This is a genomic window from Cellulomonas chengniuliangii, from assembly GCF_024508335.1.
Classification (GTDB): domain Bacteria; phylum Actinomycetota; class Actinomycetes; order Actinomycetales; family Cellulomonadaceae; genus Cellulomonas_A; species Cellulomonas_A chengniuliangii.
This window is the reverse complement of record NZ_CP101988.1, coordinates 3,496,054-3,517,350: the sequence shown is the minus strand read 5'-3', so window position 1 is coordinate 3,517,350 and position 21,297 is coordinate 3,496,054. Positions and strand designations below refer to the sequence as shown.

The 21,297-nt window shown below is 72.8% G+C and carries 23 protein-coding genes and 1 pseudogene; 10 read left to right on the top strand and 14 right to left on the bottom strand.

Annotated elements, in window-relative coordinates; translation table 11 throughout:
- Positions 1–20: 20 nt before the first annotated feature.
- Complete coding sequence (locus tag NP064_RS16350; protein ID WP_227568614.1) at positions 21–1,421, bottom strand: glycoside hydrolase family 10 protein; 1,401 nt, start codon at positions 1,419–1,421, stop codon at positions 21–23.
- Between the two features lie 219 nt (positions 1,422–1,640).
- On the opposite strand from NP064_RS16350, the gene NP064_RS16345 reads away from it, so the two are divergent.
- Complete coding sequence (locus tag NP064_RS16345; protein ID WP_256813709.1) at positions 1,641–2,513, top strand: SMP-30/gluconolactonase/LRE family protein; 873 nt, start codon at positions 1,641–1,643, stop codon at positions 2,511–2,513.
- A gap of 52 nt (positions 2,514–2,565) precedes the next feature.
- On the opposite strand, the gene NP064_RS16340 is transcribed toward NP064_RS16345, so the two are convergent.
- Positions 2,566–3,549, bottom strand: coding sequence for an HNH endonuclease (locus NP064_RS16340; RefSeq protein ID WP_227568616.1), 984 nt, complete (start codon positions 3,547–3,549; stop codon positions 2,566–2,568).
- 267 nt (positions 3,550–3,816) lie between these two features.
- Between NP064_RS16340 and NP064_RS16335 the strand changes: the two genes are divergently transcribed.
- Positions 3,817–5,667, top strand: a complete 1,851-nt coding sequence (locus tag NP064_RS16335; protein ID WP_227568617.1) for a carboxypeptidase-like regulatory domain-containing protein — start codon at positions 3,817–3,819, stop codon at positions 5,665–5,667.
- A 45-nt stretch (positions 5,668–5,712) separates the two neighbouring features.
- Here NP064_RS16335 and NP064_RS16330 read toward each other — a convergent pair whose 3' ends face one another.
- Together NP064_RS16330 and NP064_RS16325 are read right to left on the bottom strand one after the other, a co-directional pair.
- On the bottom strand, positions 5,713–6,342 hold the full coding sequence (locus tag NP064_RS16330; protein WP_227568618.1) for a dihydrofolate reductase family protein: 630 nt from the start codon (positions 6,340–6,342) through the stop codon (positions 5,713–5,715).
- Positions 6,343–6,408: 66 nt separating this feature from the next.
- Positions 6,409–7,290, bottom strand: coding sequence for a helix-turn-helix transcriptional regulator (locus NP064_RS16325; RefSeq protein WP_227568619.1), 882 nt, complete (start codon positions 7,288–7,290; stop codon positions 6,409–6,411).
- Between the two features lie 131 nt (positions 7,291–7,421).
- On the opposite strand from NP064_RS16325, the gene NP064_RS16320 reads away from it, so the two are divergent.
- Entirely contained in the window at positions 7,422–8,327 is a 906-nt protein-coding gene (locus NP064_RS16320; RefSeq protein WP_227568620.1) for an oxidoreductase, read from the top strand.
- 47 nt (positions 8,328–8,374) lie between these two features.
- On the opposite strand, the gene rsgA is transcribed toward NP064_RS16320, so the two are convergent.
- The 5 genes and pseudogenes from rsgA to NP064_RS16295 form a co-directional block, all read right to left on the bottom strand.
- A complete protein-coding gene (gene rsgA / locus NP064_RS16315) occupies positions 8,375–9,397 on the bottom strand; it encodes a ribosome small subunit-dependent GTPase A (RefSeq protein ID WP_227568621.1) in 1,023 nt (340 codons plus the stop codon).
- A 28-nt stretch (positions 9,398–9,425) separates the two neighbouring features.
- Positions 9,426–9,746: a DUF6176 family protein gene (locus NP064_RS16310; RefSeq protein WP_227568622.1), complete on the bottom strand. Its 321-nt coding sequence runs from the start codon at positions 9,744–9,746 to the stop codon at positions 9,426–9,428.
- Between the two features lie 126 nt (positions 9,747–9,872).
- On the bottom strand, positions 9,873–10,421 hold the full coding sequence (locus tag NP064_RS16305) for an SRPBCC family protein (RefSeq protein ID WP_227568623.1): 549 nt from the start codon (positions 10,419–10,421) through the stop codon (positions 9,873–9,875).
- The gene (locus tag NP064_RS16300) at positions 10,418–10,735 is read right to left on the bottom strand and encodes an ArsR/SmtB family transcription factor (RefSeq protein ID WP_227568624.1); all 318 of its coding nucleotides are present in this window, start codon (positions 10,733–10,735) and stop codon (positions 10,418–10,420) included. Before NP064_RS16300 ends, NP064_RS16305 begins: the two co-directional genes overlap by 4 nt.
- Before the next feature lie 116 nt (positions 10,736–10,851).
- A pseudogene (locus NP064_RS16295) lies at positions 10,852–11,036 on the bottom strand (YnfA family protein); the annotation flags it as partial.
- A gap of 105 nt (positions 11,037–11,141) precedes the next feature.
- Between NP064_RS16295 and NP064_RS16290 the strand changes: the two are divergent.
- Genes NP064_RS16290 through NP064_RS16280 form a run of 3 tightly spaced genes read left to right on the top strand, consistent with a single transcriptional unit; the run spans position 11,142 to position 12,747 of the window.
- The gene (locus tag NP064_RS16290) at positions 11,142–11,558 is read left to right on the top strand and encodes a hypothetical protein (RefSeq protein ID WP_227568625.1); all 417 of its coding nucleotides are present in this window, start codon (positions 11,142–11,144) and stop codon (positions 11,556–11,558) included.
- A gap of 26 nt (positions 11,559–11,584) precedes the next feature.
- Entirely contained in the window at positions 11,585–12,169 is a 585-nt protein-coding gene (locus NP064_RS16285) for a sugar O-acetyltransferase (protein WP_227568626.1), read from the top strand.
- A gap of 2 nt (positions 12,170–12,171) precedes the next feature.
- Positions 12,172–12,747, top strand: a complete 576-nt coding sequence (locus tag NP064_RS16280; protein ID WP_227568627.1) for a TetR/AcrR family transcriptional regulator — start codon at positions 12,172–12,174, stop codon at positions 12,745–12,747.
- 43 nt (positions 12,748–12,790) lie between these two features.
- Here the strand turns inward: NP064_RS16280 and NP064_RS16275 are convergent, their stop codons facing one another.
- Complete coding sequence (locus NP064_RS16275) at positions 12,791–13,702, bottom strand: arginase family protein (protein WP_227568628.1); 912 nt, start codon at positions 13,700–13,702, stop codon at positions 12,791–12,793.
- Positions 13,703–13,789: 87 nt separating this feature from the next.
- On the opposite strand from NP064_RS16275, the gene NP064_RS16270 reads away from it, so the two are divergent.
- Positions 13,790–15,031, top strand: coding sequence for a hypothetical protein (locus NP064_RS16270; RefSeq protein WP_227568629.1), 1,242 nt, complete (start codon positions 13,790–13,792; stop codon positions 15,029–15,031).
- Positions 15,032–15,063: 32 nt separating this feature from the next.
- On the opposite strand, the gene NP064_RS16265 is transcribed toward NP064_RS16270, so the two are convergent.
- The 3 genes from NP064_RS16265 to NP064_RS16255 all read right to left on the bottom strand — a co-directional run bounded on the left by NP064_RS16265 (position 15,064) and on the right by NP064_RS16255 (position 17,980).
- Positions 15,064–16,080: a zinc-dependent alcohol dehydrogenase family protein gene (locus tag NP064_RS16265; protein ID WP_227568630.1), complete on the bottom strand. Its 1,017-nt coding sequence runs from the start codon at positions 16,078–16,080 to the stop codon at positions 15,064–15,066.
- Positions 16,081–16,262: 182 nt separating this feature from the next.
- The gene (locus tag NP064_RS16260; RefSeq protein ID WP_227568631.1) at positions 16,263–17,588 is read right to left on the bottom strand and encodes an RNA polymerase sigma factor; all 1,326 of its coding nucleotides are present in this window, start codon (positions 17,586–17,588) and stop codon (positions 16,263–16,265) included.
- A complete protein-coding gene (locus NP064_RS16255) occupies positions 17,561–17,980 on the bottom strand; it encodes a YciI family protein (RefSeq protein WP_227568632.1) in 420 nt (139 codons plus the stop codon). The genes NP064_RS16260 and NP064_RS16255 overlap by 28 nt, the downstream gene beginning before the upstream one ends.
- Positions 17,981–18,106: 126 nt before the next feature.
- On the opposite strand from NP064_RS16255, the gene NP064_RS16250 reads away from it, so the two are divergent.
- From NP064_RS16250 to NP064_RS16240, 3 genes are all read left to right on the top strand, one after another.
- Entirely contained in the window at positions 18,107–18,757 is a 651-nt protein-coding gene (locus NP064_RS16250; protein WP_227568633.1) for a CG0192-related protein, read from the top strand.
- A 196-nt stretch (positions 18,758–18,953) separates the two neighbouring features.
- A complete protein-coding gene (locus tag NP064_RS16245; protein WP_227568634.1) occupies positions 18,954–20,429 on the top strand; it encodes an MATE family efflux transporter in 1,476 nt (491 codons plus the stop codon).
- Positions 20,430–20,535: 106 nt separating this feature from the next.
- Entirely contained in the window at positions 20,536–20,754 is a 219-nt protein-coding gene (locus NP064_RS16240; RefSeq protein WP_227568635.1) for a hypothetical protein, read from the top strand.
- Positions 20,755–20,807: 53 nt separating this feature from the next.
- Here the strand turns inward: NP064_RS16240 and NP064_RS16235 are convergent, their stop codons facing one another.
- The gene (locus tag NP064_RS16235) at positions 20,808–21,290 is read right to left on the bottom strand and encodes a GNAT family N-acetyltransferase (RefSeq protein ID WP_227568636.1); all 483 of its coding nucleotides are present in this window, start codon (positions 21,288–21,290) and stop codon (positions 20,808–20,810) included.
- Positions 21,291–21,297: the final 7 nt, after the last annotated feature.

Sequence of the window (21,297 nt, the reverse complement as noted above, 5' to 3'; positions counted from 1 at the left end):
CGAGTCGGTCGGAACTGGTCTCAGCTGCAGGTCAGCGTGCTGGCGCTGGGGGCGCCTCCCTGGCCGATGAACCCGAACGACGTCGACTGCCCGGCTCCGACGGAGCCGTTGTACGGGGCGTTCGTCACGACGCTCCCGGAGATCTGGCCGTTCCAGACGTTGTCGGTCGTGACACCGCCGGGCAGGGTGACGCGCCAGCCGTTGAGCCCGGTCGAGCCGGCCGTGACCGTGACGGTGGCCTGGTACCCGCCCGGCCAGCTGTTCGCGATCGTCAGCGCGGCGGAGCAGGCGCCCGTCGGTGGCGGGGTGGTCGGCGGGGGAGTCGTCGGCGGTGGGGTGGTGGGCGGTGGGGTGGTGGGCGGCGGGGTCGTCGGGCCGGGCCCGGCGCCGTTGTTCAGGGTGTCGAGGACGGCCGTGTACGCGGCCTTCTTGTTGCCCTGGCCGTCGAACAGGAGGGGGGTCCCCGAGGCGCGCCACGAGTCGGTGTCACGCACACCCCACACCGTGATGCCGGTGCAGCGGGAGACGTTGAGGCACGCTTGAACGACGCGGCGGTAGTTCTCCGCTTGCGCTGAGCCGGAGCCCTCGATGTCGAGCTCGGTGATCTGCACGTCCACACCGAGTGCGGCGAAGCTCTCGATGGTCGTCTGGTAGTTGCCCGGGACCGGGCTCTGCGGGTTGAAGTGGGACTGCAGCCCGACGCAGTCGATCGGGACGCCTCGCTGCTTGAAGTCCCGCACCATGCGGTAGACGCCCTGGGTCTTGGCGTGCGACCAGTCGTCGATGTTGTAGTCGTTGTAGCAGAGCTTGGCGGCAGGGTCGGCGGCCCGTGCGGCCCGGAAGGCCGCCTCGATCCAGTCGCTGCCCGTGCGCTCGAGGTTCGAGTCGCGGCGCCCGCCGGAGCTGCCGTCCGCGAACGCCTCGTTCACGACGTCCCAGGAGTGGATCTTGCCCTTGTAGTGCGTCGCGACCTGCGTGACGTGGTTGAGCATCGCGCTGCGCAGGCTCGGACCTTCCATGCGCCGCATCCATTCGGGCTGCTGCGAGTACCACGCGAGCGCGTGACCGCGCACCTGCTTGCCGTTGGACTGCGCCCACTGCAGGATGCGGTCGCCCTGGCTGTAGTTGAACTGGTTCTGGTTGGGCTCGGTCGCGTCCATCTTCATCTCGTTCTCGGCCGTGATCATGTTGAACTCACGGTTCGCGATGGTGGAGTACGTCGAGTCACTGAGCCGGTTGGCGGCGATCGCCGTCCCGAAGTAGCGGCCGCGGTCGGACGCTGCTTCCTGCAGCGTCGAGCCGGCGGCCTGGGCGGGGATGGCGATAGCGGCCGTCACCGCGAGTGCGAGGAAGGCTGCGGCTGCTGCGCCTGGAGCGCCGGGGCGGCGTCCGCTCCCTCGTCGGAGCGTGGATGGGGTCATCGTTCCTCCTTGATCAGCCGATTGCCGGGTCAACGCTGAGCCGGGCGGCGGCGGTCCACTCTCTCCGTCACGGGTCGGTGCCCGTCAACGTGTGAATCGTTATGGTTTCGGACGGTTCTTCGAAAGGTCGAGGTCGGAAAAGGGCCGGACGTGCCCGATCTGCGTAGTTCCCCGCGTGCCGACGTGCCTGCCGTCCCGGTCCGCGCGAGGCTCGTGCGCATGTCGACCCGCCGACCCGGAGGAGCCCAGGTGCTGAGAGCCGAGCAGATCACCGACGCCGTCGCCCACCACGGTGAGGGTCCGTGCTGGTCTCCCACGTGGGGCGGGCTGCGCTGGGTCGACATGCTCGCGGGCGACCTGCTGACGCTGGGGGACGACGGCGAGGTGGACCGGTTGAACGTCGGCACCGTGGCGGCGTTCGTGCGCCCGCGCAGCCGCGGAGGGTATGTCGTGGGGCTCGAGCGGGGCCTCGGCCTGGCGGACGCGCAGAACGGCGCGCCGACGCCGCTGCCGGAGCTGTGGTCTGACCCGGGGGTGCGGATGAACGAGGCGGGGTGCGACCCCTGGGGCGCGCTGTACGCCGGGTCGATGGCGTACGACGCGGCACTCGGCGGGGCGACGCTGTACCGGATCATGCCCGCCGGCCAGGTGGAGGTCGTGCTGGACGACGTGACCATCTCCAACGGCATCGACTTCTCGCCGGACGGAGCCCGCGCCCACTACAACGACACCGCGACCGGTCGGACGGACGTGTTCGACGTCGTCGGGGGCCGGCTCACGAATCGCCAGCCGTTCACCTCCGGAGCGGAGGAGAGCCCCGACGGCCTGGTCGTGGACTCCGCCGGCAACGTGTGGGTCGCCCTCAACGGCGACGGACGGGTCCGGTGCGTCTCCCCGTCGGGGGACGTGCTGGCGGAGGTCGAGCTGCCCGTCCGACTCGTGACGGCCTGCACCCTGGGCGGCCCCGACCTGCGCGACCTGTACATCACCACGTCCCGCGAGAACCTCGACGACCCTGAGCCGGAGGCCGGCGCCCTGTTCCGCGTCCGCGTCGACGTCCCCGGGCGACCGGTGCTGCCATTCGGCGGCTGACGCGTGATTGACGGGCGGCCGACGGCCGGACGCTGCGCGCCCGGCCACGGGCTCAGGCGGAGTGCGCCATCCGGTGCTCGCGCCAGTGCTTGCCCAGCCAGTCGACCTGCTCGTCCCTGAGGCGCAGGGTCAGCGGCTCGTCGTGGAGCCGCGCGTACTGCGGGTACGTCGCGAGGCTCGGTGCGACGTCGATGCGCAGCGCCGACGGCGTCACCGCGAGCAGCCCGTCGTCGAACAACCGGTGGATGTCCCGCCGCAGCATCAGCCCGCCGTGCTCGAAGTGCGTCCCCAGCTGGGCGTAGCTGTACAAGTGGCCCGCCTCGAGGACGCGTGCGGGAGCCTCACCCGTGAACGCGCACAGGCTGCCCTGGGCCGTCAGGAGGCGGTCACGGAACTGCCGCTGCCCCTTGCGCACCCGGACCAACGCCTGGCTGAAGCCCTGCGGGAACTCGACGGCGGGGCCGCGGGTTCTCGGCCAGCTGAGGTCGACGCGCGCCGCGACACGGTCGACGGCCCGGGCGGCGCCCTTGGTGACGAGCGCCTCGCGGAACGCGGACCAGTCGAGCGGGCGCATCGCGTTGATGTCGCCGGCATTGACGGCGAGGGAGCGGAGCTCGTGCTCGCCGAGCACCCCGTCCAACAAGGTCCAGGCCGCGTCGTACCGAGCCTGGTACCGAACCACCTCGACAACATCGGGAAGTGCCTCGGGGAACTCGTGCCGGCACTTCATGCACCGGTACCGCGGCTCGGCCTTCTTGCGCTCGCTGATCCGGGTCGTCCGGCACTCGGGGCAGCGGCTGAGCAGCTTCTTGTCAGGGGAGGTCGTGATCTCCTCGATCACGGACACGCCGAGCAGGCGTTCCTTGTCCCACAACGCGATGGGATCGCCCACCTGGAGGTTCTTGTGGTTGGGGACGTTGCTGTCCCACGAGTAGTACGCGTCGAACTGGTCGTCGTACCCGGCGTTGCCCCCGTGCCCGCGGTTGTCGCCTGCGGCCATCAGCAGCCAGGCGCGCTGCGGGGGGACGTCGGCCATGGCGCACAGCTTGGCACGACGGGGGACTGCTGAGTGTCTCCAGCAGGCGTCGGCGCCGGCGAGGTCGTGACATAAGCGTGACTTATGGCCCGTTGTCTGTGCTGTCCCGATTGGTACGTTTCTGGCGTCCCCTGGCCCGGCGTCCCCAGGTCTCGGGCATTCGTCGCACCCTTCAACCTGCAGAGGGAAACCGTGGCCGACCGCCCCCCGAACCACCCTGCCCTGTCGCGCCCCGCCAGCCCGGCCCGGCCCCGAATCAGCCGACGGATGATCCGTGCGGGAGCCACTGCGCTCCTCGCCGTCTCGCTCGTGTGGCCCGCGACCTCCGCCCAGGCCGACCCCACACCGTCGGCTCCGGCAGAGGTGGAGGCGTCTGCCTCGTCGAGCACCGCGTCGATGTCGGGCCGGGTCACGGACGGGACGGGCGCGCTTCTCGAGGGCGTCGACGTGGAGGTCTCCGGTGGGGGCGGGAGCACGCAGACTGCGGCGGATGGCACGTGGGAGGCCGCGGACCTGGACGCAGGCCCTGTCGTCGTGCGGTTCATCCTGAGAGGGCCGGCCGGTCAGCTGTCGTCCTTGTATTGGGACGGGACGGCGTACGGCACGCACGCCTTCACATGGGCGCCGCCGCTGGAGGAGGGGGAGGTCCGTGACGGCGTCGACGTGACCTTCGTCGACAACACGGTGACCGGTGTCGTGACGGCTGGGGGCGTCCCTGTGGCCGGAGCGACAGTGGGGCTCTCGCGGTCGGCCGGCGATCCCTCGCAGGTCCGGACGGTCACGACATCGGATGACGGCACGTGGACGGCCCGCTGGGTCGCGCCCGGCGTGTACTCGGTGAGGGTCACGCCCCCCGCAGGGTCCGGCCTCGCCCCCGCGTGGTGGAACCACAGCGGGAACTCCTACGGCACCGTCTACTTCGCTGGCGCGACAGCGCGCACCCAGTCCGGGGTCGACGTCGAGCTCGCCGCCGAGTCGCGCCTGACGGGGCGCGTGGTGGACGAGGCGGGGCAGCCCGCTTCGGGAGTGGCCGTCGCGCTGTGGTCAGGGCGGGTCCGTCCCATCGTCGTCGAGAAGGTCGTGACCGGGGCCGATGGCGCCTATGCGTTCGGTGGTCTGGACGCCGGCGACTACACCGTGCAGATCGCGCGGCCATCGCCACCTGCTCCGGGCTCCGGGTCGGTGGTTCCCGAGTTCCTCGGTGGCGCGCTCGCCCACGACCGTGCGGTGTGGGTCAAGGTCGCCGCGCAGGACGACGTCGCCGTCGGCGATCTGGTGCGCCGCATCGGCGGGACGATCTCGGGAACTGTCGTGGGCGACCCCGGGTGGGACGGTCCTGGCATCTCGGTCGAGTTCCTCGACGCGGCCGGATCGGTCGTGGCGCGGGCGCCCGCGCAGGACCGGGCGACCGGAGCCGACTTCGAGTCGCCGAGCGCGCTCCCCGCCGGGGTGTACCGGATGCGTGCCGCGATGCCCGGCGACGGCTACTGGTGGGTCGGGGGAACGAGCTTCGAGACGGCCCGCACCCTCGACGTCCGGCCTGGCTATGCGATCACCGACGTCGAGCTGATCCTCTCCGACGCCTACGTCGGGACCCCGCCGATTCCGAGCGAGGTGCTCACGAACGACAACCGCGGTGGACTCAGCGTCGCCGCGCCGGTCGTCACCGGGGGCACGGTCGCCATCTCGGGGCTCCAGGACCCGGGCCTGAGCTACGTGTGGCTCTTCTCCTCCCCGCAAGGCCTGGGATACGCCCAGGTCGCCGCCGACGGCACGCTCCAGGTGACGATTCCGACGGGAGTCGCGCCCGGCCCGCACCGCCTCGCCGTGACGACCCCCGGGGGCAACCTGCTCGGGTGGGCCGACCTGACGGTCGTGGCCGCGGCCGGTCCCGGTGCGGCTCCGGTCGACCCTCCGGCGGCCGCGCCGGGCGCCGCCGCGGGGTCCGCCGCCGCGTCGACGCCCGCCCGCTCCGAGACTCGCTCACCTGGGGCTGGGGCGCGCGGGAGTGCTCTCGCCGCCACGGGCGCCGACGTCCTGTGGATGGCGGGATCTGCTCTCGCCATCGTGCTCCTGGGTGGAGCGCTGGTGGTGCTGCGTCGGCGGCGCACGGCGTAGGCGCGGCGTAGGCGCGGCGCAGGCGGCTGGTGTGGCGCGTCGGCCTCAGGGCTCCGTGCCGCGGTCAGGCGCCCCCATGTCACCCGTCGCGGGGGCGCCGTCCGCCAGGCCGTAGCGCAGGTGGACGGTGCCCTTCGGACTGGCGGCTGGCGGATCCAGGAGCGTGAGGTTGGTCGGCACGACGCCGCCCTCGAACAGCTTCTTCCCGACGCCGAGCACGATCGGGTGGACCCACAGGTCGAGCCGGTCGAACAGCCTCTCGCGCAGCAGCGTCTGCACCAGGTTCAGGCTCCCCACCACCTTGACCTGCTCGTGGCGATCCCGGACCTCCCGCACCGCGCTCGGGAGGTCGGGCCCCAGCAGGGTGGACCCCTCCCAGGAGAGGTCGGGCCTGCCACGGGAGGCGACGTACTTGGGGATGCTGTTGAAGAGCGTGGCGATCTGGCCGCTCTCCTGGCGCGGCCAGTAGGCGGCGAAGATCTCGTACGTGCGCCTGCCCAGCAGCAGCGCGTCCGTGCCCTCGTAGGCCGCGCTGATCTGCGCCCCCGTGACGTCGTCGATCAGGGGCGCCTGCCAGCCGCCGAACGTGAAGCCCAGCGGGTCCTCGTCCGGTGAGCCGGGCGACTGCCCCACGAGGTCGAGGGTGGTGAACAGCTCGATGTCGATGAGGCCCACGGTGTGCTCCCGATGTCGTCGATGTGGCCAATGCCGTCCGTCCGGCGCCAGCTGTTGCTGCCGTCCCTACATGCCGCGCGTCTGGGCCCGGGGGAATGCTGTGCGGGTCGCGTGCAGCGAGGCCAGAAGCTCGAGCCGGTCAGCGTCGGCGCTGCCGGGCTCGGCGGTGTAGACCAGCATGACGGGCCCGGGGTTGCCCGGCAGCGGGTAGGTGTCCCAGTGCAGGTCGATGTCGCCGACCTCGGGGACGCGGAAGGTCTTGGCGCCGCTGACCGACTCGCGCACGTCATGCCGGGCCCACAGCCGCCGGAACTCGGCGCTGCGGATGCTCAGCTCCCCGACGATCGCCGTGGCGCGGGGATGGGTGGGATCGGCGGCGACGGCGGTGCGCATCATGCCGATGTAGTCGAGCGCCTGCCGCTCCCAGTCCTGGCAGGTGCGATCGCCGGTCAACGTGTCGTCGAACATCAGCAGGAGCATGTTGAGCCGGTCGGCCGGCTGGTCGCCCGGGTCGCCGAGCAGCGCCTCCGCCATCAGGTTCCAGTCGAGCAGGTCCAGGTAGCGGCCGAGCACGACAGCCGGGGTGCCCATCACGCGCAGCAGTGCCCGGGTGCTGTCCGGCACCTCCTCCGGGTCGCGCTCCGCCAGGGCGTCCGTCGAGCGGCGGGAGGCGCGGGCCAGGGCGAACAGGTGCCGGCGCTCCTCCTCGTCGAGGCACAGGGCGTCGGCGAGCGAGTCCAGCACTCCGTCGGACGGGCGCACCTTCCGGCCCTGTTCCATCCGCTGGTAGTAGTCGGTGCTCAGCCCGGCCAGGAGGGCCAGCTCCTCGCGTCGCAGGCCGCTGACCTTGCGCCGCCCGCCTGGCTCCAGGCCGAGGTCGCGTGGGTGCAACCGGCTGCGCCGGGCACGCAGGAAGTCTCCGAGCTCGCGAGCGTACGGATCGGTCATGCGGCCACTCTCCCGCCTCGCTGGGCGTTCAGGGGAGGTCTCGTAGACCCAGGCAACCACGAACGACGGAACTCCCGCGCGCTGCTCCTAGCGTCGGCGGCTCATCGCCCCGACACTCCAAGGAGCAGGACATGACCACCTGGACAGCCGACAACATCCCCGACCAGAAGGGCCGGACCGCCGTCGTGACGGGGGCGAACTCGGGCCTCGGCCTGGTCACCGCCACCGAGCTCGCCCGCCACGGCGCGCACGTCGTCCTTGCCGTCCGCAACACCGCCGCGGGCGCCGAGGCCGCGCGGCGGATCAACGGTGACGTCGAGGTGCGCGAGCTTGACCTGGCCTCCCTCGACTCGGTGTGCGAGTTCGCCGGGAAGCTGGTCGCTGAGCACGCGCGCATCGACCTGCTCGTCAATAACGCCGGCGTGGTGCTGCTAGGCCCTCGCCGTACCTCAGCCGACGGCTTCGAGCTCCAGCTCGGCACCAACATGCTGGGCCACTTCGCGTTGACCGGCCTGCTGCTCGACGCCCTGACCGACGGGAAGGGACCGAGAGTGGTCAGCCTCAGCTCGATCACCCACAAGGGCGCGCACCTGGACTTCGACGACCTGATGTTCGAGCGCGGCTACCGGGCCTCATCCGCCTATGGCCGATCCAAGCTGGCCACCACGGTCTTCGGCATCGAGCTGGAGCGTCGGCTGCGCGCCGTCCAGTCGCCGATCACCAGCGTGCTGGCCCATCCCGGTCTGACCCGCACCAACCTCACTCCGCGGGCCTGGGAGCACCGTGGCCGGATGGGTCGGGTGATCGCGCGGACCGGCCTGCTGTTCACCCAGTCGGTGGCGCAGGGCGCCTTGCCGCAGCTATTCGCCGCGACCGGACCGGATGTGCGGGGCGGCCAGCTCTTCGGCCCGTCCGGTCCCTGGGAGACCCGGGGCCGGGTCGCCGAGGGGCGCCTCAGCCGGGAGGCCGGCGATCCGGTCGTCGGCGCCCGACTCTGGGCGGCGGCCGAGGAGCTGACGGGCGTCCGCTACCTCTGACCTGTGCCGCCTCTGACCTGTGCCGCCGGGTTGCGTGCGGGCTCGGGTCACTGCCCGCGCGGCCGCTTCTTGGCGTCCATCACCGCGCGCATGCCCGCCCGTCGGGATTTCGTCTCGATCCGCTCGTCGCGCCGGTCGTGGGTGCTCTTGCGGAGGGCCTGCTGGGCGATCTCTCGCTCGATGCGCTGGAAGCTGGCCACGCGTGCGCCGTCGAGCAGCCCGTTCTCGACGGCGCCGCGGACCGCGCAGCCGGGTTCGACGGTGTGCGTGCAGTCGTGGAACCGGCACTCGGCGGCGACGTCGAGCACGTCGGCGAACGTGGCGCCGAGCCCGCTCTGATGGGCGGTCATGCCGACCTCGCGGATGCCGGGGGTGTCGATGAGGCAGCCGAGGCCGTCGATGACGATGAGCTCGCGGTGCGTGGTGGTGTGCCGGCCCTTGCCGTCACCCCGCACCTCGCCCGTCTCCAGCACCTCCCGACCGGCCAGGGCGTTGACGAGGCTGGATTTGCCGGCGCCGGACGGCCCCATCAGCACGAACGTCTGCCCGGGGTGGATCAGGCCGCGCAGCCGGTCGAGGTTCGCTCCCGTCGCCGAGCTCACCACGACGACGTCCGCGCCGGAGGCGGTGGACTCGATCTCGGGCGCCGAGTCGCGCTCCGCGAGGTCGCTCTTGGTCAGGACCACGATCGGCGTGGCACCGCTGGCCCAGGCCAGGGTGAGCATCCGCTCGATCCGGCGGGCGTTCGGCGCCGGGTGGAGCGGCTCGACGATGAGCACGGCGTCGACGTTCGCGGCGAGCACCTGCTCGTCCGACGTCCGGCCCGACGCCTGCCGTGCGAGCTGGGTGCGGCGGGGGAGCGGGCTCGCCCACGTGGCGCCGTCGGTCGCGACCCAGTCGCCGACGGCGAGCCCGTTCGCGTGCACGGTGACGACCCGGTCGTCGAGCGCGACGCGGATGGTGGTGCGCTCGACGCGCACGACCCGGCCGGGCGCGGCGCCGGTCAGGGAAACGGGGTCGGCGCGCCACTCCTCGTCCCGGGCCTCGTCCCAGCCGAGGTCGGAGATCATGGCGTTCCCTCCCGCACCCTGCGCCCGGTCAGCTCGGGGCCAGGTCGAGCACGACGTCGAGGTCGGCCTCGTCGAAGGGCAGCAGGCAGTCCCGCATGTGCGCGCGGTGCTCCACGTCGATCGGGAGCGTCGACGTTGAGGCGACCTTCCTGGCGCGCTCGAAGTCGTCGGATTGCATCGCGTAGAACAGCAGCAGGCCGTCGCCGGTGTCGACGAGGGCGGCCTTCTCGTGGTCGATGCCCTCCTCGACGAGCGTGGCCTGGGCCTCGGCGCGGCGTGGCCCTTGAGCCTCGGCGAGCCAGTCGCGGAGCTGCTGTTCGTGGCCGGGACGGACGCGGCGGACGGTCATCTCGATCACGGTGCCTCCGGGCGATTCGCGTGGTGGGGCTCGGGGCAAGCCACCCTAGCCACGGGACGCCGCGCGCGACAGGAGTTTGCCTGCCGCGCGCGGCGCCCCGGGCGTTGGCGCGATAGCTCAGGCGGATGCCGCCGGAGGGAGGGACACGTCGACCGCCTCGTAGGCCGGGTTCAGCTCGCTCGACCGACGGCTCCAGTCGGGTGACGGCGCTGTGGCTGACCACCCCTCGGGGTGTGCGGTGCCGTCGAGCTGGAGCGAGCGACGGAGGTCCTCGAGGTGGGTCTGCCAGCCTGCCCCGTGGAAGTGCAGGCCTGCGAGGGGCAGGCCGCGCTCCTCGATGACCAGGCGGGTCCGGTCGCCCTCGGGCGTCAGCCACGCCTCGATCTGGGCCGCCTCTCCGCCCTCGGGGGCGGAGGTGGAGACGAGAAGGTGACGGGGCGCGTCGCACTCCTCGATACGGGCTGTGCAGGTCCAGGCGCTGGTGAATGTCATCTCGATCGAGCCGTCGAGCCGCGGGTCGCCGGTGACTTGGGCGATCCATCGAGCGAGGCGCTCGGGCGTCGTGCAGGCGTCCCACAGGTCGTCGATGTCGGTGTCGTACACGTCCTCGACCCGGACCGCTCCTGCGGTGGGGTCGAGTGCGCGCATCGTCGCGGTGCGGATCATGGCCTGGCCTTCTTCCCTCGGGTGATCTCGGTGTGCAGCGCGTCGAGGCGGTTGCCCCACAACGCGCGGTAGCCCTCGAGCCAGTCATCGAGTTCCATCAGCGCTTCGGGCTGAAGCTGGTAGATCCGCCGTTGCGCGACCTGGCGTGCCTCGACCAGGCCGGCCTCCCGCAGCACCCGCAGGTGCCGGGACACTCCGGGCCGGGCGATCGGCAGGGCCTCGGCGAGCTCGCCGGCGGTGGCCTCGTGGTCGCGCAGGATCTCGAGCACGGTGCGACGGCTCGGATCTGCCAGCGCTTGCAGGACTGCATCCATGACATGAGCGTACCTCTGCAGTTACGTAACCGCTAGGGTACGGACAGCGAAGGCACGCAGCGTCCGGCTGGGCGGCGACCGTCGAGCGGCTGACTGTCGGCCTACTGCGGCCGGGGCGCGAGGATCCGCCCGAAGCTGGCGTCGGGCTGCAGGGTGGCGAAGACCCCGAAGACGCCGAGCGCGATCACCCGGCGTCAATCCACACCCAGCCCTTGTGCTCGCGGATGCCCTGCCAGACGAGCCACGCCCCGCCGATCTCGAAGAGGGCGGCGGCGGCGAACAGCAGCATCGACCTGGCCATCGCCCGAGTGTCAGTCGTCGGGACCGCGTGGCGGGAGGTGTCGACCCTGCGGTGTGTGTCGCGCTCGAGGTGCGAGCCCTCGCCTGGTCGCGCACGATGGCGCCCATGACTCCGATGTCCGCACCTGTCGCAGGCTCGCTAGCTCTCGACTCGCACCGCTGGCGGCGACGGGCCCTGGCCGCCTCCAGCCTGGCCGTCGCCTCGATGCTGGGGGTGGCGCTCGCGCTCAGCCCTGCCGCGTCGGCCTCGACCGAGGAGGTGACGTCGTCCCCCTCCTCCAGCGAGACGCCCTCGACCGGGGGTGCGACCACGTCCAGTGAGGCCACGACCTCGTCGACCGAGGCCACCCCCTCGGCGGGGTACAGCGGTGGAGTCGACGGCCCCCACCAGGACACCGACGAGGAGCAGACCGGCCAGGACGTCTCGACCACAGAGGTGGTGCTCATCGGGCTCATCATCCTGGCGGCGCTCGCGCTGGTGGTCACGCTCGTGATGCGGCGGCGCCGGCAGATCAGGAGGTGACCCCGGTCATGTGTACGCTCGTACACATGACCACCGACTACTTCGCCGGCGACACCCGCACCAATCACGAGCGCATGCTCGCGGGAGACCTCTACATCTCCGACGACCCGGCGATCATCGAGGCGCAGAAGTCGGCGGTGCGGAGCGTCGCGCAGTTCCAGGCCGCCTACGACGCGGACCCCGAGAGCAGCCAGACCGTCGCCCGCGAGCTGTTCGGCAGCCTCGACGAGACGGCCTTCGTGCGGGCGCCGGTCTACGTCGACTACGGCAGCCAGATCACCATCGGCCCCCGCACCTTCGTCAACATGGGCCTGACCGCGCTCGACGTGGCGCCCATCAGCATCGGCGCCGACTGCCAGATCGGCCCGCACGTCCAGCTGCTCACGCCCACGCATCCGGTCGACCCGCAGCCCCGACGCGACAAGCTCGAGGCGGCCAAGCCCATCACCATCGGGGACAACGTGTGGCTCGGAGGCGGCGTCATCGTGTGCCCCGGCGTGACCATCGGCGAGAACTCTGTGGTCGGCGCCGGCTCGGTCGTCACCAAGGACATCCCCGCGAATGTCGTCGCCGTCGGCAACCCCGCGCGCGTCATCCGCGAGAACATCTGAGCATGCCCCCGACGGATCCGTCGCCCGCCGCCCGCCCCCGGCGCAACGACCCCGGGCGACGGGACCGGATCATCGGCGCGTGCCTCGACGTGATCGCCGAGGATGGCGTCGACGGCACCTCCCACCGCCGTGTCGCCGCTCACGCCGACGTGCCGCTGGGGTCCATGACGTACCACTTCAGCGGGCGCGACGAGCTGCTGCGCGAGGCGTTCACCCGGTTCACCACGTCCACCTCGGAGCGGTTCGCGGCGCGGCTCGACCAGGTCGTGCCCGGAGACCGCGAGGGCGTCGTCCAGGCCGTCGTCGACATCATCCGGCGTGACGTGTTCCCCGACCGGCGCGAGCTGGTGCTCACCCACGAGCTGTACACCCTCGCGGCGCGCGACCCGGCCTACCGGGACCTGACCAACGCGTGGATGCGGCGCAGCCGTGCAGCCCTCGAACGGTGCTTCGACCCGGCGACCGCGCGTGTGGTGGACGCGCTGATCGAGGGCCTGACGATCCACCGGGCGCTCGACACGCAGCCGTGCGACGAGGCCGACGTGGAGCTCGCGGTGCGCCGCCTCACCCAGGGCTGAGAGGCCCCGACGGCCCGGGAGCGGGCGCGGCGGCAGGGGGCGGCTAGCGGATCGCCTGCGCCAGCCCGTCGACGATCCGTGCCGCCGAGGCCCCGTCGGGGTCGTGGTCCGGGTTGTACTCGACCAGGGTGAGGCCGCTGAAGCCGGGCGCGGCGACCAGTGCGGTCAGCAGCGCGACGAGGGTGTCGAGCGTCAGGCCGCGTCCGTACTGCGGGATGTCTGGGCCGGGCAGCAGCAGCGCGTCGAGGACGTCGACGTCGACGTGGACGACGAACCTGGGCGGGGCGTCTTGTCCGGCGGTGACGGCCGCGACTGCCTGCGCCGCAGACCCGGCCGGATCGGCGGTGGCGTCATCGGCGGTGAGGCGCAGGCTGGGCACGAGCCCGTGCACGTCCTCCTCGTTGTCGCCGTACCCGAGGAAGCACACGGCCTCGGGGGTGAGCAGCGGGCGCCGCGGGCCGCGTCCGGCGAGGTCGGCGAGCGCGCCCGGGAGGTCGAGCATGTGGGCGACGCCCATCGAGTCGAGGATTGGCTCCTCGGGGTGGTCGGCGGGCAGCTGCAGATCCTGCCCGCCGTCGATGTACACGAGGCCGATGTCCCCGTGGACCCGCGCGGCCGCCGCGACCAGGGACAACGCGAGGGTGCACTCGCCCCCGAGGACCAGTGGGGTCAGGCCCTCGGCGAGCACATCGGTGATGGCCGCCTCAGCGTCGCGCAGCACGTCGAGCACGCCCTCGACGTCGTGCGGGCCGCCGGTGGACGGCGCGGACCGCCACCGCGCCTCGGGGAGGTCACCGTGGTCGGTGACGTCCAGGCCCAGCTCCTCGAGGGCCGCGACGAGCCCGGCGGCGCGCAGCGCGGCCGGCCCACGCTCTAGCCCAGGCCAGTGCGCGGCACGGCTCGACGGGACCCCGAGGATCCCCCAGCGGCGGTCAGGGGTCGACATCGTCGTCATCGCTCGACCCTAGGGCGATGTGCCCGGTTCGTCACCCGTCGCGCGCCGATCGCTGAAGTCCGGCCTGCCGGCGCCCGATGATGTGGTGTGCCCCCTGCCCCGGACGACCTGCCGCGCTCGCCCTCGGGGCGGGTTCCCCAGTGGGTCGTCGACGACGCCGCCGGGGTCCACGTCGACCCGCTCGGCTGGCGCGCCGCGCCGAGCCCGCCGCCGCAGAGGCCGCGTCGGCGGTGGCGCGCGCTCGGGCCCGTGATCCTCATCGGCATGGCGGTGCTGGGCGGCGCCTGGTGGGCGAACGGCTCGCTCGGCCTGCCCGAGGGCCTCGGGTCGCTGCTCGGCCAGACTCCCGGTGTCGAGCAGCAGGCCCCGGTGGAGCCGTCACCCGACGCCATCGCGTTCGCGGACGAGGCGTACCTCTCCGACGAGGGCCGCCGGCTCTTCTACGACACGCGCCCCGAGTTCCTGGGCGCGGCCGGGTTCGCGGGCCGCTGCGTCGACCAAGGCGTGCCGCGAGTCCGCGCCGACGGCGCCGTGGGCTGCTACTCGGGAGCCGCCAACACCATCGTCATGTACGTCCCCGCCGACCCGCGGCTGCGCGGGTTCGCGGTGGAGACCGCAGCCCACGAGACCCTGCACGCCGCGTGGGCCCGGCTGGCCGAGGCGGAGCGCGCGGACCTCACCGGGCTCCTCGAGGCGGAGATGGCCCGGATGCCCGCGGACGCGACGATCCACGAGCAGGTCGCGGCGTCGGTCGGGGAGCGTCCGGAGAACCGTGCGACCGAGCTGTTCGCCTACATCGGCACACAGGTGTGGCGGGACGGCGGCCTCGACCCGACGCTCGAGGCCGTGTACGGGCGCTTCATCACGGACCGGGCGGCGCTGGTCGCCGTGCACTCGGGGTGGCAGTCCATGCTCGACGGCATGGCGGCGGACATCCAAGCCGCCTCGCAGGCGCTCGCCGAGCAGGAGGCCGCCGCCGCCCAGGACCGGGCCCAGCACACCGCCGACGCCGAGGGCGTCGAGGCCTACCGCCAGCAGTACGAGGCCAAGCGCGCCGAGGTGGCGGGGATGCCCGCCGAGCAGCGTGAGCGGCTGCGGCTGTCCTGGGTGTGGTGGGACGGCACCGACCTGCCGATGGCGGCAGCCGACACGACGCTCGCGAAGGCCGCGGCCCTGTTGGCCCGCGACGACGCGGAGCTGCCCGCGCGCGACGCCGCGATCCGGGCCGCGGAGGACGCTGCCGCGGCTGAGCGCGTGCGCGTCCAGGCCTTGGTGGACGACCTCAACGCGTTGCAGCGGCAGCTCGACCCGGCCTCGCTCGCCGGCTGAGCCGTCCCCGCGCGTCCTGGCAACGCCTCTGGTCAGGGGCGCAGGAGCGCTTTGATCGCCCGGCGCTCGTCCATCGCCCGGTAGCCCTCCGCCGCCTCGTCGAGCGGCAGCTCGAGGTCGAAGACCTTGCCCGGGTCGATCCGGCGGTCCCAGATCAGGTCGATCAGATCGGGCAGGAACCGCCGCACCGGCGCCGGGCCGCCGTGCAGGTGGACGAGCGCGAAGAACAGCGGCGCGCCCTTGAGGACCACGTCATGGGAGACGCCGACGTAGCCGACGTGCCCGCCGGGCCGGGTGGAGCGGATGGCCTGCAGCATCGACTGCTGGGTGCCGACGGCCTCGACGACGCTGTGCGCCCCGAGGCCGTGGGTCAGGTCCTTGATCGCGGCCACGCCCTCGTCGCCGCGCTCCGTGACGATGTCGGTGGCGCCGAACTCCTGGGCGAGGCGCTGGCGGGGCTCGTGGCGGCTCATCGCGATGACCCGCTCGGCGCCCAGCTGCCGGGCGGCCAGCACGGCGAGCAGCCCCACGGCGCCGTCGCCGACCACGGCGACGGTCTTGCCGGGTCCGGCGGCGGCGGCCACGGCGCCGAACCAGCCGGTGCCCAGCACGTCGGACGCCGTCAGGAGGCTGGGCACCAGGTCGTCGGGCGGGAGGTCGGGCGTGGCGACCAGGGTGCCGTCGGCCAGGGGGACCCGCATGCGCTCGGCCTGGGCGCCGCCGACGGGCTGGCGCTGCACGCAGCCCGACTGGTAGCCGGACAGGCAGATCTCGCAGGTGTTGTCCGAGGCGAAGAAGGACCCGATCACGAACTGCCCGGGGGTGACCGTGGTGACCGCCTCGCCCACCTCCTCCACGACGCCCACGTACTCGTGGCCCATCGGGCGGGGCTGGTCCACCGCCTCGATGCCGCGGTAGGGCCACAGGTCCGAGCCGCACACGCACGCGGCGGTGATGCGGATGATGGCGTCAGTGGGCGCCTGGAGGGTGGGCGGTGCGACGTCCTCCACTCGGACGTCGCCGGGAGCGTGCATCACCGTTCCGCGCATGTCGTGCTCCTGTCATGTCGTCGACATGGTGGCCACCCTCCGCCCCTCTATGGGGGTGGTCCATCCTCCGCCGGGTGCAATGCCATCCTCGCGTGAACGGGCGGCGGGCGCCCGGCCGCCCGCCGCCCACGGCGGGGGAGGCGGTGCAGCAGTGAGGGCTGCCAGCCGGATGGTGACGACCATCACCAGCACGGCGGCGCCGCCTCGGTGCCCAGCGTGGCGAGCTTGTGCCGGAGCACGTCGCGCTCGCGCTCGTTCTGGCACAGCCGCACCGCGAGCTCGAGCTCGCGTCGTGCCTCCTCGACGCGGCCCAGGCGGCGGAGCAGCTCGCCGCGCACGCTCGGCAGCAGGTGCGAGCCGTCGAGCCGACCGGTGGCCAGCACGTCGTCCACCACGGGCAGCGCCGCCGCCGGGCCGCGTGCCATCGACAGCGCGACGGCCCGGTTGAGCTCCACCACGGGCGAGGGGGCCAGGCGGCCGAGCGCCTCGTAGAGCACCACGATCCGCTCCCAGTCGGTCTCGCCCACCGACGGGGCCACCGCGTGGCACTCCGCGATCGCCGCCTGCAGGCCGTACGCGCCCAGGCCCCGTCCCACGCGTCCGGCCTCGGCCAGCGCGGCGCGGCCTCGCCGAATGGCCGCACGGTCCCATCGCCTGCGGTCCTGGTCAGCAAGGAGCACCGGGGCCCCGTCGTCCTGGACGCGGGCGGGGAACCGGGCGGCGGTGAGCTCGACGAGGGCGAGCAGCCCGTGGGCCTCGGACTCGCCGGGAACCAGGCGCGCCACGATGCGGCTCATCCGGATCGCCTCGTGCGCCAGGTCCGGGCGGAGCCAGTCCCCGCCGGACGTCGCGCTCGAGCCCTCGGTGAAGATCAGGTACAGCACGCCGAGCACCGAGCCCAGGCGCTCACGGCGCTCGTCGGGCGAGGGCGGGGCGAACGGCACCCGCGCGGCCGCGAGCGTCTTCTTCGCCCGGGTGATCCGGGCCTGCATGGTGGCGGCCGGCACCCGGAAGGCGTGGGCGATCTCGGTGCTCGTGAGGCCGCCGACGACGCGGAGCGTCAGAGCGATCTGCGCCTCGCGCGAGAGGACGGGGTGGCAGGCGATGAAGACCAGCGACAGCACGTCGTCGTCGATCTGGTCCGGGTCCCACAGCAGGTCAAAGTCGCGGGCGGCGTCGCCACCGGCCGGCGCGCCGCCCTCGCCCAGTCCGCGGGCGAGGGCGGCGTACCTGTCGTCCAGGGCCGAGCGGCGACGGAACGCGTCGATGGCGCGACGCCGCCCGACCGTGAGCAGCCACCCCGCCGGGTTCCGCGGCACACCGTCCCGCGGCCACGTCACGAGGGCCTCGGCCAGCGACTCCTGGGCGACGTCCTCCGCGAGGGAGAAGTCGCCGGTGTACCGGGCCAGGGTGGCGACGATGCGCGCGGACTCGATCCGCCACACCGCCTCGACGGCCTCCCGGCCGCCGCCCGACCGGCTCAGAGCTGCCCGGTCGCCTCGCGCCACGCCCGCTCCTTCTGGATCCAGACGTTGTCCTGCGGGAACTCGTCGATGCTGGCCACCCGGCGGATCTCGGTCTTGACGCCCGGCCCGCCGCCGGGAGCCCGCGAGGCCCACTCGACGGCCTCTTCCTTCGATGCGACGTCGAGGATCCAGAAGCCGTTGAACAGCTCCTTGACCTCCCCGTACGGGCCATCGGTGACGAGGGGCGGCGTCGAGGAGTAGTCGACGACCACGCTCTCCGCGGCGTCCTCGAGGCCCTCGGCGGCGACGAGGACCCCCGCGGAGATCATCTCGTCGTTGAAGCGGCCCATGACGTCCAGCATCTCGGTGAAGTCGACGTTCTCGAACGACGCGAGCGCCTCGTCGGTCGCGCGCATGATCAGCATGTACTTCATGGTCTTCTCCTCAGGGTGCAGGGCCCTTTCTTGGACCCTCTCACCTTGAGGTCGAACGGGGAACCGGCAGATCGACACCTCGCGCGGCCCTGGTCGCCCGGTGGTCGGGGACCCTAGGGTCGGCCCATGGCCCTCCTGCACAGAGCGCGACTACACCCGACCAAGCTCGAGCTCCTGGCGGAGTGGCTCCCGGAGCAGCAGTGGTCCGGCGACGGCCTGGGCGCGGAGTTGGAGCGGCTGGGCGCCTTCCGCCTCGACGACCCGGCGGGCGAGGTGGGCGTCGAGGTCCTGCTCGTCAAGGCTGGCGACTCGGTGCTCCAGACGCCGCTGACGTACCGCGGGGCGCCCTTGCCCGGGGGCGACGCCTGGCTTGTGGGCACGATGGAGCACTCAGTCCTAGGGCGGCGGTGGGTGTACGACGCCTGCGGTGATCCCGTGTTCGCCGGCGTGCTGGTGGCGATGCTCCGGGGTGAGGCGGCGCAGGCCGAGGAGGTGTTGATCGGGCAGGACGGCACGCGGACCGTGCGTGCGCCCGGCGCCACGGCTCGCGTCACCTCGGCGGTGACGGCGGCTGCGCTGCCGGCGCCGCCCCAGGGCGCCCCGGTGGCGTGCGCGACGGCGGGCGGGATGACGACCATGAGGATCGGCGACGTCGACGTGGAGCTGCGCCGGGTGCTCGACGTGGATGCGGAGGCCGACGAGACGCTGCCCGGCGTGGTGGCGACCTGGCCCGGCCAGGGCCAGCCGGTGCTGCTCGCGACCGCGCGCCGCGTCTGACCTGCACGTCCGCCGTCGAGCGGGAGGCTGCCCGACCGGCCCCCGCATCGCACGGATCGGCGCCCGTCGAAGCGGTGTGGCAGAGGGCGGATGTGATGTCGACCGGCGGCCAATCGTAACGATACGATTCGACCGCGCCCCACCGGCAATGGCGCCGCTCCCCGTTCTGTGCCGCGTTCGTAAGGTCCCCCCGCTCATGTCCAAAACCCTGACCACTGGGCGCCCGTGGCGCGTCATCCTGGCCTTCTCCATCCCGCTGCTCGTGGGCAACGTCGTCCAGCAGCTGTACCAGGTCGTCGACGCGATCGTGGTCGGGCGGGTGCTGGGCGTCGACGCGCTCGCGGCCGTTGGCGCCACCGGCAGCTTCATATTCCTCCTGCTCGGCTTCGCCTGGGGCCTGACCAACGGGTTCGCGATCCCCACGGCGCAGGCCTTCGGCGCGGGCGACGCCGCGGCGGTGCGCCGCTCGGTGGCCGCCGGCGCCGTGCTGACCGCGGGGACGAGCGTGGTGCTCACCGTGCTCGCGCCGTTGCTCGCGGGACCGGCCCTGCGACTGCTGCGCACCCCCGAGGAGCTGGTGCCGCAGGCCACGACATTCGCCGTGATCAGCTTCCTGGGCGCCAGCACCATGATGTTCTTCAACTTCCTCGCCGCGATCATCCGCGCCATCGGCGACTCCCGGACGCCGCTGATGTTCCTCGCGATCAGCTGCCTGCTCAACATCGGCCTCGTGCTCCTGTTCGTCGGGAGCCTCGGCCTCGGCGTCGGGGGAGCGGCCTGGGCGACCGTCGTCTCGCAGGGCGTCTCGGTGGTGCTGTGCCTGGTGTACGTGCGGCGCAGCGTCCCGGTGCTGCACGTGCGGCGCGAGGACTGGCGGGTCAGTCGCGCCGACCTGGCCCTGCACCTGCGGATCGGGCTGCCCATGGGCTTCCAGGCCTCGATCATCGCGATCGGCGCCATCGCCGTGCAGGTGCGGCTCAACGACCTCGGCTCGAGCGCGGTGGCGGCCTACACCGCGGCGACCCGCGTCGACGGGCTCGCGGTGGCGCTGCTGGCGTCCCTGGGCCTGGCGGTGTCGATGTTCGTGGCGCAGAACCACGGCGCGCAGCGGCCCGACCGCATCCGTCAGGGAGTGGTCCAGGGCGTGTGGATCTCCCTGATCGGCGCAGTGGTCCTCGCCGCCGTCCTGATCGCGGCCGGAAGCCCGATCATCCGGCTGTTCGTCGGCGAGGGGGAGGAGCGCGTCGTCTCCGCGGCGACCACCTACCTGGTCGTCAACGGCTCCCTGTACGTGGTGCTGGGCGTCCTGTTCGTGCTGCGCGGCGCCCTGCAAGGCCTCGGGCACACGGTGATCCCCACGATCACCGGCGTGATCGAGCTGGTCATGCGGGTGGGCGCCGCGATCGTCCTGGGCGCCGCGTTCGGGTTCACGGGCGTGGTCTGGGGCAACCCGCTCGCGTGGATCGGCGCCGTCGCGATCCTGATCCCCGCCTACCTGCGCGCCCGCAGCCACCTGGGCGACGCGCACGAGCCGCCGGAGGACGTGGTGTCCGACGTGCTCGTCCTCGAGGGGCCGATCGAGGGCTCGGCCGTGGTGGAGGCGGTCATCCCGACCCAGATGGGCCTGCGTGACGCCGCTGACTCCGCGGACGCGCCGCTCGCCCAGCGCTGAGGCCCCCGGGTCATTTGTCCCTTGTCCCCCGGGGCGCCACGGCCGACGATGGAACAGCCGGACACCCACGGCGACCACGTCTGCCCCACACCCTCGGGAGCGCACCATGAGCACCGCCACGATCTCCGCGCCGAGTCGCCGCACCGGCCTGAGCGACCTGCTGCGCGCGACCAGGGAGTCCGCGCCGCCCCGCTGGGAGGCCGGGTCGCGAGGCCGCCTCATCGGCTACGTCGTGGTCAGCGCCCTGGTGTGGACCGCTGTGGGGCTGCTCGGCGCCGCGGCCGTGAACCTCGGGCTCGAGGGCCTGGTCGCGCTCGTCGGCTGACGGACGCCTCCACCCGGTCGACCAGGTCTGAGCAGGCTCGCCGGGCCGGGGTGTCAGAGGGGCAGGAGGAGCGTGTCGGACGAGCCGTTGCGCCCGACCGCCCGGAAGCCACGCGCCTCGTAGAGGCGTCGAGCGGTGTTGTTGCCGTCCTCGACGCTGAGGCTGACCATGTCGTGGCCGCTGTCCTTCAGCCGGGCGAGGAACGCGTCGAGCAGCAGCGATCCGACCCCGCGCCCGCGATAGGGCGCCAGCACCGCCATGCCAAGCTCGGGCACGTCCTCCCCGACGAACCCGTACCCCGCCTCGGATGCTGGCACGACCCGGGCCCACGCGGCGCCGGTCGGTTCGCCGGCGTCGGTCTCCGCCACGACGCCGAGATCGGTCGGTCGCTGCCAGTCCGCCAGATGGTGTCCGTGCTCAGTGCCCGGCCCGACCTGCGCGAGCGTGACCCGCACCTCGCCGGTCCAGTTGAACGCCTCGACCAGGAGCAGCTCGAGCAGGTCGCGGTCAGCTGAGGTCGTGGGGCGCAGGCGCATGGGTTCT

Coding starts and splice junctions, on each gene's coding strand:
- NP064_RS16350 (WP_227568614.1), bottom strand. CDS start 1,421: ATGACCCCATCCACGCTCCGACGAGGGAGCGGACGCCGCCCCGGCGCT.
- NP064_RS16345 (WP_256813709.1), top strand. CDS start 1,641: ATGTCGACCCGCCGACCCGGAGGAGCCCAGGTGCTGAGAGCCGAGCAG.
- NP064_RS16340 (WP_227568616.1), bottom strand. CDS start 3,549: ATGGCCGACGTCCCCCCGCAGCGCGCCTGGCTGCTGATGGCCGCAGGC.
- NP064_RS16335 (WP_227568617.1), top strand. CDS start 3,817: ATGATCCGTGCGGGAGCCACTGCGCTCCTCGCCGTCTCGCTCGTGTGG.
- NP064_RS16325 (WP_227568619.1), bottom strand. CDS start 7,290: ATGACCGATCCGTACGCTCGCGAGCTCGGAGACTTCCTGCGTGCCCGG.
- NP064_RS16320 (WP_227568620.1), top strand. CDS start 7,422: ATGACCACCTGGACAGCCGACAACATCCCCGACCAGAAGGGCCGGACC.
- rsgA (WP_227568621.1), bottom strand. CDS start 9,397: ATGATCTCCGACCTCGGCTGGGACGAGGCCCGGGACGAGGAGTGGCGC.
- NP064_RS16310 (WP_227568622.1), bottom strand. CDS start 9,746: ATGACCGTCCGCCGCGTCCGTCCCGGCCACGAACAGCAGCTCCGCGAC.
- NP064_RS16305 (WP_227568623.1), bottom strand. CDS start 10,421: ATGATCCGCACCGCGACGATGCGCGCACTCGACCCCACCGCAGGAGCG.
- NP064_RS16300 (WP_227568624.1), bottom strand. CDS start 10,735: ATGGATGCAGTCCTGCAAGCGCTGGCAGATCCGAGCCGTCGCACCGTG.
- NP064_RS16290 (WP_227568625.1), top strand. CDS start 11,142: ATGACTCCGATGTCCGCACCTGTCGCAGGCTCGCTAGCTCTCGACTCG.
- NP064_RS16285 (WP_227568626.1), top strand. CDS start 11,585: ATGACCACCGACTACTTCGCCGGCGACACCCGCACCAATCACGAGCGC.
- NP064_RS16280 (WP_227568627.1), top strand. CDS start 12,172: ATGCCCCCGACGGATCCGTCGCCCGCCGCCCGCCCCCGGCGCAACGAC.
- NP064_RS16275 (WP_227568628.1), bottom strand. CDS start 13,702: ATGACGACGATGTCGACCCCTGACCGCCGCTGGGGGATCCTCGGGGTC.
- NP064_RS16265 (WP_227568630.1), bottom strand. CDS start 16,080: ATGCGCGGAACGGTGATGCACGCTCCCGGCGACGTCCGAGTGGAGGAC.
- NP064_RS16255 (WP_227568632.1), bottom strand. CDS start 17,980: ATGAAGTACATGCTGATCATGCGCGCGACCGACGAGGCGCTCGCGTCG.
- NP064_RS16250 (WP_227568633.1), top strand. CDS start 18,107: ATGGCCCTCCTGCACAGAGCGCGACTACACCCGACCAAGCTCGAGCTC.
- NP064_RS16245 (WP_227568634.1), top strand. CDS start 18,954: ATGTCCAAAACCCTGACCACTGGGCGCCCGTGGCGCGTCATCCTGGCC.
- NP064_RS16240 (WP_227568635.1), top strand. CDS start 20,536: ATGAGCACCGCCACGATCTCCGCGCCGAGTCGCCGCACCGGCCTGAGC.
- NP064_RS16235 (WP_227568636.1), bottom strand. CDS start 21,290: ATGCGCCTGCGCCCCACGACCTCAGCTGACCGCGACCTGCTCGAGCTG.